Origin of the sequence: Streptomyces sp. NPDC002574, from assembly GCF_042889545.1 — a bacterium.
In the GTDB taxonomy this organism is placed as follows: domain Bacteria; phylum Actinomycetota; class Actinomycetes; order Streptomycetales; family Streptomycetaceae; genus Actinacidiphila.
This window is the reverse complement of record NZ_JBIARB010000001.1, coordinates 38263-49139: the sequence shown is the minus strand read 5'-3', so window position 1 is coordinate 49139 and position 10877 is coordinate 38263. Positions and strand designations below refer to the sequence as shown.

Here is a 10877-nt window from a genome sequence, read left to right as displayed (position 1 = left end):
CGCAGGGTAGGGCGTGGCATACGTCCGATGGACGTGGTTTGAAGAAAAAGTGAGCACTAAGGTGCGCCGAATGTCAGAACGAGTTCCGGATGGTTCCCGGTGCCCGCGGCCTCGCTCGACCACAGCCACAGGGCGTCCGTGCCCGTGCTGGTGAGCGCCAGGTCGTACGAGCCGCCCAGCGCCCCGCTCAGCCCCGCGGCGCTCAGCGCCGCCGTGTACGTGGTCTGGGAGGCGGTCGCGCCGCTCAGCGTGCCCAGCACCGTGGAGGACAGGGCCGGGCGGTTGGTGTAGGTCGCGCCGGACTCCGTCCAGGCCCCGGTGACCGGGACGACGTTCTGGCTGTCGGCGGAGCCCGCGGTGGGGTCGGAGTTGGTGCGTACCCGCAGCGTGGCGGACTTCAGCACCGTGCCGGCGGGTGCGGACGGCAGCGCGAAGCGCAGGTAGGTGAGGTAAGCCGAGCTGCCGCGCACGGCGAGCGATCCGGAGGCGCCGAAGTTGCTCGACGGCGCCCCGGCGTTGACGTACGTGTCCTCGCCGGCCGCCACGGTGACCTGGGTGTCCTGCGGCGGCGGTGTGCCGCCCCCGCCGGTGCCCAGGGTGTGGTGGTCGGCGACCTGGGCGGCGGTCAGCACGAGCGGGTACACGGCGGTCTCGTCCAGTTGACCGGCGAAGAAGTTGCTCGCCGGCTGCTCGGGCCAGCCGCTGAGGTTGTCGCCGCCGATCCGCCAGTAGCCCGCGTAGTCCTGGCTGGTGGTGGTCGGGCCGCTGCCCGCCGGGGACCCGTCGACGTACAGCCGCATGCCGTCGCCGCCCTGGGTGGCCACCACGTGGTGCCAGGCGCCGTCGTTGTAGGCGGCGGTGGTGGTGACCGTCCGGGTGCCACCGTTGTAGACGCCGAAGACCAGCCGGCCGTCGTCGGTCATGTAGAGGTGCTTGTCGTAGCTGGCGCTGAGGTTGTCGTCCACGTTGCGGTCGCCGAAGCCGATCAGCTTGCCGCCGGAGGTGGTCGTGGTCCGGAACCAGGTCTCGATGCTGTACGCGGCCGGGCGCGGGTGCCGGGCGTCGCTGTAGGCGTAGTCGTTGGTCCCGTTGAGGCCGAGGGCCGTACCGCCGCCGGGCACGGCGCCCGGGGTCTGCCGGTACAGCGGGCCGTTGAGGTAGACCGCGTTGTCGTCGCCCGGCGAGGAGTCGGCGCCGAACTGGCCGGAGGCCTCCTCGTAGCGCCAGTACAGCGTCGCGCCGTCGGCGACCACCCGTGCGGGGTAGGCCTGCGTGCTGCCCGCCGCCGTCACCGACTGGGCGGCGGACTGGGCGCTGGTGCTGGTGCCGTCGCTCGCGCTGACCCGGTAGGAGTACGTGGTGCCCGGGGTGACCGAGGCGTCGGTGAAGGTGAGCTGCGGGCGCGACCAGGGCAGCGAGGGGCCGGTGGTGGTGTACACCGGCGTGGCGGAGCCGTTGCGGTAGACGCGGTAGGTCAGCGGCCCGTCGTCCAGGTCCAGTGCGGACCGCCAGCGCACCGCGACCTGGCCGGCCCGGACGCTGGAGACGTTCACCTCGGGCACGCTCGGTGCACCCGTGTCGGGTCCTGAGGCGAAGCGGGTCAGACCCTGCTGGGCTGCCCCGGCGACGGTGGTGAACTCGCCACCCACCCACAGGTAGTCGGTGCCGCCGGAGGAGGCCACCGTCATCACCCGCGGGCCCAGGCCCTCGCCGATGCCGTCGTTGGTGTCGGGGAACCACGGCAGCAGCGTCGGGTCGTCCACCGACTCCGCCAGCAGGTGCTTGCGCCGCTGGTTGGGGTACTCGCCCATGCTGCTGCAGTCGTGCGCGTGCGAGCCGCTGTAGAGCACCGTGCGGTAGACGACGACGGACTGCGTGGCGCCCAGGCAGTTGTCCCGCCAGCGCTGCCCGAAGTCGGCGGTGTTCAGGGCGATGCGGCCGTCGAAGACCCCGCCGCCGGTGCCCTCGTTGGCGGTGAAGACCGCCGTCGCGTCGGCGGTGAGGTCCTTGACCACCGACGTCGGCGGTACGAAGCCCACCGGGTAGGCACGGGTCAGGGCCCCGCCCGCGGTGTCGACCACGGCCAGCGCGTGCGAGCCGGTGCCGCCGACGGTGTCGAAGTCGCCGCCGATGACCGCGTGTTCGCCGTCCGGGGCGAGCTGGATCGCCCGGCCGGGCTTGTCGGCGTCCGGATTCCAGGCGCGCAGCGCCCCGGCCGTGGACAGGGCCGCGAAGCGCGGTCTGGACTGGCCGGCGACGGAGGTGAAGTCGCCGCCCGCGAAGACCGTGTCGTCGGTGACCGCCAGTGCCCGCACCGTGGCCGAGAAGGACGGCCGGAAGGAGGCGACCGGGGTGCAGGTGGCGATGTCGATCGCGGCCAGGCTGCTGACGGTGACGCCGTTGACGGCGTTGAACCAGCCGCCGGCGTACAGCGTCCGCCCGTCCGGGGAGACCTCCAGGGCGCGCACGGTCGCGGTGCCCGAGCCGATGGTGAAGGAGAGCCGGCAGCCGGTGGGCGAGCCGCTCGCCGCGTCGAAGGCGGCGAAGTTGACGGCTGGCTGCGTGGTCGTGCCCGCGCCGGAGGAGCGGATGACGGAGAACGTGCCGCCGGCGAAGACGGTGCCGCCCTGCTGGGCCATCGCCCACACCACGCCGTTGGTCTGCCAGGTGGGCAGCGGGTCGGCGGTCATCGCGACCGGCGCTGTGAGCGCCGCGGCGGGCGGCGCGGTCGCGACCGCGGCCCCGGCGAGTGACGCCGCCGTCAGGGCGAGCGCGGCCGACAGCGTTCTCGCCGTTCTCGCCGTTCTCGCCGTGCGCGCCGTTCGCGCCGTTCGCGCCGTGCTCGCGGTCTTCGCGGTACCCCCAGTGCGCATGAGCCCCCCAGCCCTCGCGACCCCCGGCGGCGCAGAGACGAACCGCCTGGCACGGCAGCGTACGCCGTGACAGGCGGCCCGGAGGAGACCCCGACGCGTACTTTCCGCCGGGGTCTCCGGATTGCCCTGCTAGGACCCGAAGGTGAGCACGAGCTTCGGGGTGTTCGCGGAGGACGGTGCCTGCCGCGACCACAGCCACAGCGCGTCGGTCCCGGTGCTGGTCACCGCCATGCCGTACGAGCCGCCGAGCGACCCGCTGAGCTGTGCGACGTCCAGCGGCACCGTGTACGCCGTGGAGACGGCCGTGGCACCGGTCAGACTGCCGAGCACCGTCGAGGACAGCGCCGGACGGCTGGTGTACGTGGTGCCGGTCTCCGTCCATGTCCCGGTCACCGGCACCACGTTGGCGGTGTCGTTGGTGCCGGCCGTGGGGTCGCTGCTGGTGGTCAGCCGCAGGACCGCGCTCTTCAGGGTCTGGCCGGCCGGGGCCGACGGCAGGCTGAAGCGCAGGTAGGTCAGGTACGCCGAGCTGCCGCGCACGGCGAGCGATCCGGAGGTGCCGTAATTGGTCGACGGCGCACCGGCGTTGACGTACGTGTCCTCGGCCGCGGTCAGCGTGGTCACCGTGTCGGCGGGCGCGCTGGCCAGGTCGTAGTGGTGGGCGACCTGGGCGGCGGTGAGCGCCGTCGGGTAGACCGCCGTCTCGTCGATCTGCCCGTTGAAGTAGTTGCTGGACGGTTGCAGGGGCCAGCCGTTGAGGTTGTCCCCGCCCGCGCGCCAGTAACCGGTGTAGTTCTCGTTGCTGGTCTGCGGGTTGGTGCCGACGAGCGCGCCGTCGACGTACAGCTTCATGCCGTCGCCGTCCTGGCCGGCGACGACGTGGTGCCATGTGCCGTCGTTGTAGGAGGCGCTGCTGGTCACGGTGTTGGTGGCGCCGGTGTAGACGCCGAAGACCAGCCGGCCGTCGTTGGTCATGTAGACGTGCTTGTCGTACTGGCCGCTGGTGCCGGTGGTCGAGTTGCCGAAGCCGACGATCTTGCCGCCCGCGGTCGTGGTGGTCCTGAACCAGGTCTCCACGCCGAAGGTGGCCGGCCGGCCATGGCTGCGGTCGCTGTAGACCCACTGGTTGGAGCCGTTGAAGCCGATCGCCGTGCTGGGCCCGGTCACCGCGGCCGGGGTCTGCCGGTAAGACGGGCCGCCGACGTAGTCGCCGTTGTCGTCCGAGCTGGAGGCGTCGGCGGCGTAGGTGCCGCTCGCCTCGTCGTAGCGCCAGTACAGGGTGGCGCCGTCGTCCAGGACCGCCGCCGCGTAGCTGTTGCTGCCGGACGCCACGGTCACCGTGGCGGTCGAGGACAGCGGGCTGCTGTTGGTGCCGTCGCCCGCCGACACCCGGTAGCTGTGCACGGACCCGGGGGTGAGCCCGGTGTCGGTGAAGCTGAGCTGCGGGCGCACCCAGGGCAGGGAGGTGCCGGTGGTCGTGAAGACCGGCGTGGAGCCGCCGTCCCGGTAGACCTTGTACGTCAGCACGCTGTCGTCGTTGTCCAGGCTCGCCTGCCAGGTCACCTTGACCTTGCCGGCCGACAGGCTGGCCGCGCCGGCCTCCGGCGTGGTCGGGTTGCCGGTGTCCGGGCCGGACGCGAAGCGGGTCAGGCCCTGCTGCGGGCTGCCGTCGACGGTGGTGAACTCGCCGCCGACCCACAGGTAGTCGGTGCTGTTCTTCGACGCGACGGCCATCACGCGCGGGCCGATGCCCTCGCCCAGTCCGTCATTGGTGTCGGGGAACCAGCCCAGCAGGTGCGGGTCGTTGACGGGCTCCGCCAGCAGGTGCTTGCGCCGCTGGTCGGGGTACTCGCCCATGCTGCTGCAGTCGTGCGCGTGCGAGCCGCTGTAGAGCACATCCTGGTAGACCTCGACCGACTGGGTGGCGCCCAGGCAGTTGTCCCGCCAGCGCTGGCCGAAGTCGCTCAGCTCGAAGGCGGCCCGTCCGTCGAAGACCCCGCCGCCGGTGCCCTCGTTGCCCGTGTACAGGCCGGTGGCATCGTCGGTGATGTCCTTGACGACCGAGGTCGCGGGGAAGAACCCCATCGGGTACGCCTTCGTCAGCGACCCGGCGGTGGAGTCCACCACGGCCAGGGCGTGCGAGTCGGCGCCGCCGACGGTGTCGAAGTCACCGCCGATCATCACGTTCCCGCCGTCCGGGGTGACCTGCACCGCCCGCCCCGGCTTGTCGCCCGTCGGGTTCCACGCGGTCAGGGACCCCGAGGAGGTCAGCGCCGCGAAGTAGCGGCGGGACTGGCCGGCGACGGAGGTGAAGTCGCCGCCCGCGTAGACCGTGTCCGCGGTCGCGTCCAGGGCCCGCACGGTCGCGGAGACCGCCGGGTGGAAGGACGCGATCGGGGTGCAGGTGGCGAGGTCGATCGCGGCCAGGCTGTTGACCTGCACGCCGTTGACGGCGCTGAAGTACCCGCCCGCGTAGAGCGTCCCGCCGTCCGGCGAGACCGCCAGCGCGCGCACGGTGGCCGTGCTGCCCGCGCCGATGGTGAACGACAGCCGGCAACCGGTCGGTGCCCCGGTCGCGGTGTCGAAGGCGGCGAAGTTCACCGCCGGCTGCTCGTTGCTGCCCGCCCCCGAGCCCGGCGGGCGGACGGTGGAGAAGGTGCCGCCCGCGTAGACGACGCCCTGTGCCTGGGCCATCGCCCAGACGATGCCGTTGGTCTGCCAGGTCGGCAGGTCGTCGGCGGTCATGGCCACCGGCGCGGTGAGCGCGGTGGCGGCGGGTGCCACCGCCGCGCCCGCTCCGGCCAGCGCGCCCGCCACCAGCGCACCGGCGGCCGTTATTGCCCCAAGTCTTCGCATGTGCCCCCCAAGGCCCACTCGTGCACAAGCGGCCCAATCGCCCGCCTGTGGACGGCAGCGTAGGGGTATGTGAACGGGGCCGGTAGAAAGTTTGACGAATTTATGTTCACCGCATACCCGACCGGACGTCACCTGCCGGACGCCCTGGACGGCCGCGTCAGCGGTCGATGCGCACCGTCACGCCCGCGAGCTGCCGCGCGACCTGCTCGCAGTCCGCGTCGACCATGATCCGGGCCAGCTCGTCCACCCGTACCGAGGGTTTCCAGCCGAGCAGTTCCTCGGCCTTGCTCGCGTCGCCGATGAGGGCGTCGACCTCGCTCGGGCGCTCGTACTTGGGGTCGTAGCGGACGTACTCGGCCGGGTCGAGGCCGGCGTGCGCGAAGGAGGTCTCCAGGAACTGCCGCACGGTGGCCGCCTCCCCGGTCGCCACCACGTAGTCGTCCGGGGTGTCGCGCTGCAGCATCAGCCACATCGCCTCGACGTACTCGGGGGCGTAGCCCCAGTCCCGGACCGCGTCGAGGTTGCCCAGGTAGAGCCGGTCCTGCAGGCCCGCCTTGATGCGCGCGACGGCGCGGGTGATCTTGCGGGTCACGAAGGTCTCGCCGCGGCGCGGCGACTCGTGGTTGAAGAGGATCCCGTTGACCGCGAACATGCCGTACGCCTCGCGGTAGTTGACGGTCGCCCAGTAGCCGTACACCTTGGCGCAGCCGTACGGGCTGCGCGGGTGGAAGGGCGTCCGCTCGTTCTGCGGCGGCGGGGTCGCGCCGAACATCTCGGACGACGAGGCCTGGTAGACGCGGGTGTCGACGCCGCTGGCGCGCACGGCCTCCAGCAGCCGGATGGAGCCGAGGCCCGTGACGTCGCCGGTGTAGAGCGGTGCGTCGAAGGAGACGCGGACGTGGGACTGCGCGCCCAGGTTGTAGACCTCGTCGGGGCGCAGGTCGCGCAGCAGGTTGACCAGGGCCACGCCGTCGGAGAGATCGGCGTGATGGAGCGTGAAGGAACGATTCGCCTCCTGCGGCCCCTGGTAGATGTGGTCGATCCGCTCGGTGTTGAAGCTGGACGACCGTCTGACGAGGCCGTGCACCGTGTAGCCCTTGCTCAGCAGCAGCTCCGCGAGATAGGAGCCGTCCTGGCCGGTGACACCCGTGATCAGGGCGCTCTTGCCCATGCGCTGTCCCCCCTGGGGTCGGATATGTTTCCTTTGCGTACTGATGTTTGGATTCAGCCCCTATGGGGTGACCCGGGCTGGCAGAATCCGCTGTCATGACCCAAGCGAACGCAACCCTGCCGGAGCGTGCCCGGATCTTCGTCGCGGGCCACCGCGGACTGGTCGGATCGGCGCTCGTCCGCCGGCTGGAGGCCGACGGGCACGAGGTGATCACCCGCGGCCGCGACGAACTCGACCTGCGGGACGCGGCGCGCACCGAGGCGTTCCTGACCGGGGCCCGCCCGGACGCGGTGGTGCTGGCGGCTGCCAAGGTGGGCGGCATCATGGCCAACAGCACCTACCCGGTGCAGTTCCTGGAGGACAACCTGCGGATCCAGCTGAGCGTGATCGCCGGATCCCACGCCGCCGGGGTGGGCCGGCTGCTCTTCCTCGGCTCGTCCTGCATCTACCCCAAGCACGCGCCCCAGCCCATCCGCGAGGACGCGCTGCTCACCGGCCCGCTGGAGCCGACGAACGAGGCGTACGCGCTGGCCAAGATCGCGGGCATCGTCCAGGTGCAGTCCTACCGGCGGCAGTACGGCGCGTCCTTCGTCTCCGCCATGCCGACCAACCTCTACGGGCCCGGCGACAACTTCGACCTGACGTCCTCGCACGTGCTGCCGGCCCTGATCCGCCGCTTCCACGAGGCCCGCCGGGCCGGGGCCCCCGAGGTGGTGCTGTGGGGCTCCGGCACACCGCGCCGGGAGTTCCTGCACGTGGACGACCTCGCCGCCGCCTGCGCCCTGCTGCTGCGCTCCTACGACGGCGACGAGCCGGTCAACATCGGCTGCGGCAGTGACCTCACCATCCGCGAACTCGCCGAGACCGTACGGGAGGTCGTCGGTTACGAGGGCCACATCGCCTGGGACACCGGCAAGCCCGACGGCACCCCGCGCAAGCTGCTCGACGTGTCGCGGCTGACCGGCCTCGGCTGGAAGCCGGAGATCGACCTGCGGGACGGCATCGCCTCGACGTACGCCTGGTGGCGGGAGCACGGCGCGGACTGACCCCGCGGACCCGGCCCCCGGCCCGCCCGGCATCAGTACGCTCCGCGGCCGTCGACGACGGCCCGGAGCGTGCGGGCCATCAGGTCGACGTCGCTGGTGAACGTCCAGTTGTCCACGTAGCGCAGGTCGAGCTGGAGGGTCTCGTCCCAGGAGAGCTCGGAGCGCCCGCTGATCTGCCACAGGCCGGTCAGGCCCGGCTTCACCGCGAGCCGCCGCAGCTCGACCTCGTCGTAGCGGGCGACCTCCTCGGGCAGCGGCGGGCGCGGACCCACCAGGGACATGTCACCCCGGAGGACGTTGAAGAGCTGGGGCAGTTCGTCCAGCGAGCAGCGGCGCAGGAAACGCCCGACCCGGGTGATCCGGGGGTCGCGGCGCATCTTGAACATCAGGCCGTCGTTCTCGTTGGCGGGCGCCAGTTCCGGCTTGCGGTCGTCGGCGTCGGCCACCATCGTGCGGAACTTCCACATCGTGAAGGGCGCGCAGTCCAGGCCGTGGCGGATCTGCCGGTAGAAGACGGGGCCCTTGGAGCCCAGCCGGATGGCCGCCGCGATGATCCCGAACAGCGGGGAGAGCAGCAGGAGTCCGACCCCCGCGCCGACCCGGTCCAGCGCCGACTTGAGGGTGACCTGCACCCCGCGCCGCACCGGCGGGCTGATGTGCAGGAGCGTGAGCCCGGCGGCGGAGGTGAGCTCCACGCGGCGCTCGGAGACGTCGGTCAGTCCGGGCAGGACGGCCAGCGGCACCCCGGCGTCGTGCACCGCCCAGGACAGCCGGCGCAGCCGCTCCCCGGCCATCCGCGGCCCGGGCGCCACCAGCAGCAGGTCCGCGCCGAGTTCGCGGGCGGAGGCCAGGACGGCGCCGGAGTCGCCGCTCGGACGGGCCGGCGGCAGCGAGTCCAGCCGGGCGGCGACCGGTGCGCCGCACTCCAGGTTCGCGAGGCCGACCGGCACCACGCCGACGACCACGTACTCGTGGTCGGTGCGCGCCGCCAGATGGTCGACCACGTAGTCCGCCGCGCTCGGTTCGCCCACCACGAGCACCCGGCGCACGGCGTGCGCCTCGCGCCGCGAGGCGATCAGGTGATGGTACGTCAGTTTACGGCAGACGGCGGTCAGCAGGAGCCCGGGGGTGAGCGCCAGCAGCGCGACCAGCGGCTCGGAGGCCTCGCCCACCACGGTGCGGACCATGGCCAGCACCCCCAGCAGGATCAGCCAGTCGTAGAGCACCGAGCGCGCGCTGCGGGACTCGCCCAGCACCCGGGCCGCGTAGCGGTGCCGCCCCGCCAGGACGCACGTCCACGCCACCGCCGCGGTCCCCGCGCACAGCAGGGGATGCGGCTGGCCCGTGGAGTCGAAGACGAGCTCGACGGGTACGCCGACCCCGGCGGCATCCGTGACGAGCGCGGCCGGGAGATACCAGCGCGCCTTGTCGCTCGACCCGTGCGGAGCCGCGACCATGCGGCCCTGCGCGGGAGTTGTATCCATCTCTTCCGAACTGGGTATACCGACCCGCCGCATGGACCCCCCTGGCACAACGCGACAAAGTGGGCACGCCAGCCACTTCCCCAAGCAGCTGTGTGCCGTAGTAAGCCGGAACGCTATGCCAAACAGTTGTACGTTCGCTGCGGTTTACGAAATTTCGGAGGTCCGTTGTCCTGAAGTTCACGTTCGGCTGGATCTGAGCACTCCAGTGAAGCGTCTGCCCTTTTGTGGCTGATTGCGCGCATGTTGCGGTATAGGCAGATCAATCCGAGGGTTTCACCGTGACAGGCACACATTGTCCACAATCGGCGTGGTACGGCGGGCCGGACGCGGTGGCCGACAATCGGCCGCACGTTCGGCCGTCCGGGTGACGCGCCGGGCGCGCGGCGGGGGCCGCCGACGGGACCGGTGGTGCGGAAGGGGCCCTTACCCTTGTCCCTTGTGTCCACTCTGCATACCGCCCTCGCCGATCTCCTCGACGGGCTCCCCCCGGGCCGAGCCGCCCAGGCCGTCGACCGCCTGATCGCCACCTACCGGGGGCGTACGCCCAGCAGCACGCCGATCCTCCGCGACCGCTCCGACGTCGCGGCCTACGCGTCCTACCGCATGCCCGCGACCTACGCGGCCGTGTGCGCGGCGCTCGCGGAGTTCCGCGACCGGGCGGGCGCGTGGGCGCCGGACAGCCACCTCGACGTGGGCGGCGGCACGGGCGCCGCGACCTGGGCGGTCGCCGACGCCTGGGACGAGGGCACCCACACCAGCACCGTCCTGGACTGGTCGGAGGCCGCCCTCGCGCTCGGCCGCGACCTGGCCGGATCCGCCGGGCACGAGTCCGTACGGCAGGCGCAGTGGCTCAAGGCGCCGGTCGGCACCGGGGCACGGCTGCCCGAGGCCGACCTGATCACCCTCTCGTACGTCATCGGCGAACTGCCCGACGCCGACCGCGAGGCCGTCGTCACCGAGGCCGCCCGGGCCGCGCGCGGCGCCGTCCTCGTCGTCGAACCGGGCACCCCCGACGGCTACGCCCGGGTGCTCGCGGCCCGCGACGCCTTCGTCGCGGCCGGCCTCCACGTCCTCGCGCCCTGCCCGCACGACGGGGCGTGCCCGGTGCAGGCCCCCGACTGGTGCCACTTCGCCGCCCGCGTCGCCCGGACCTCGCTGCACCGCCAGGTCAAGGGCGGCTCGCTGCCCTACGAGGACGAGAAGTTCAGCTATGTCGCCGCGGCCCGCTTCCCCGCCGGGCCCGCGCCGGACCGGGTGGTGCGCCACCCGCAGATCCGCAAGGGACAGGTACTCATCGACCTCTGCACCGTGGAGGAGGGCCTGCGCCGCACCACGGTCAGCAAACGCCAGGGCCCCCTGTACCGGGCGGCACGCGACGTGGCGTGGGGCGACTCCTGGCCGCCCCCGGACACCGCCGCCGAGTAGCCCCCCGGGCCGCTCAAGGCCG

The 10877-nt window shown here is 72.4% G+C and carries 6 protein-coding genes; 2 read left to right on the top strand and 4 right to left on the bottom strand.

Annotation, left to right across the window (positions count from 1 at the left end):
- Positions 1 to 56: 56 nt before the first annotated feature.
- From ACFYXS_RS00190 to gmd, 3 genes are all read right to left on the bottom strand, one after another.
- Entirely contained in the window at positions 57 to 2873 is a 2817-nt protein-coding gene (locus tag ACFYXS_RS00190) for a LamG-like jellyroll fold domain-containing protein (protein ID WP_389242126.1), read from the bottom strand.
- 129 nt (positions 2874 to 3002) lie between these two features.
- Positions 3003 to 5729, bottom strand: a complete 2727-nt coding sequence (locus tag ACFYXS_RS00185) for a LamG-like jellyroll fold domain-containing protein (protein WP_389242124.1) — start codon at positions 5727 to 5729, stop codon at positions 3003 to 3005.
- A 157-nt stretch (positions 5730 to 5886) separates the two neighbouring features.
- On the bottom strand, positions 5887 to 6900 hold the full coding sequence (gene gmd / locus ACFYXS_RS00180) for a GDP-mannose 4,6-dehydratase (protein WP_389242122.1): 1014 nt from the start codon (positions 6898 to 6900) through the stop codon (positions 5887 to 5889).
- Positions 6901 to 6995: 95 nt separating this feature from the next.
- Between gmd and ACFYXS_RS00175 the strand changes: the two genes are divergently transcribed.
- Complete coding sequence (locus ACFYXS_RS00175) at positions 6996 to 7946, top strand: GDP-L-fucose synthase family protein (protein WP_389242120.1); 951 nt, start codon at positions 6996 to 6998, stop codon at positions 7944 to 7946.
- A gap of 32 nt (positions 7947 to 7978) precedes the next feature.
- On the opposite strand, the gene ACFYXS_RS00170 is transcribed toward ACFYXS_RS00175, so the two are convergent.
- A complete protein-coding gene (locus tag ACFYXS_RS00170; protein WP_389242118.1) occupies positions 7979 to 9430 on the bottom strand; it encodes a sugar transferase in 1452 nt (483 codons plus the stop codon).
- 438 nt (positions 9431 to 9868) lie between these two features.
- Between ACFYXS_RS00170 and ACFYXS_RS00165 the strand changes: the two genes are divergently transcribed.
- Positions 9869 to 10855 carry a small ribosomal subunit Rsm22 family protein gene (locus tag ACFYXS_RS00165; RefSeq protein ID WP_389242116.1) on the top strand — a complete coding sequence of 329 codons (987 nt, stop codon included), beginning with the start codon at positions 9869 to 9871 and terminating at the stop codon, positions 10853 to 10855.
- Positions 10856 to 10877 lie beyond the last annotated feature (22 nt).

Coding starts and splice junctions, on each gene's coding strand:
- ACFYXS_RS00190 (WP_389242126.1), bottom strand. CDS start 2,873: ATGCGCACTGGGGGTACCGCGAAGACCGCGAGCACGGCGCGAACGGCG.
- ACFYXS_RS00185 (WP_389242124.1), bottom strand. CDS start 5,729: ATGCGAAGACTTGGGGCAATAACGGCCGCCGGTGCGCTGGTGGCGGGC.
- gmd (WP_389242122.1), bottom strand. CDS start 6,900: ATGGGCAAGAGCGCCCTGATCACGGGTGTCACCGGCCAGGACGGCTCC.
- ACFYXS_RS00170 (WP_389242118.1), bottom strand. CDS start 9,430: ATGGATACAACTCCCGCGCAGGGCCGCATGGTCGCGGCTCCGCACGGG.
- ACFYXS_RS00175 (WP_389242120.1), top strand. CDS start 6,996: ATGACCCAAGCGAACGCAACCCTGCCGGAGCGTGCCCGGATCTTCGTC.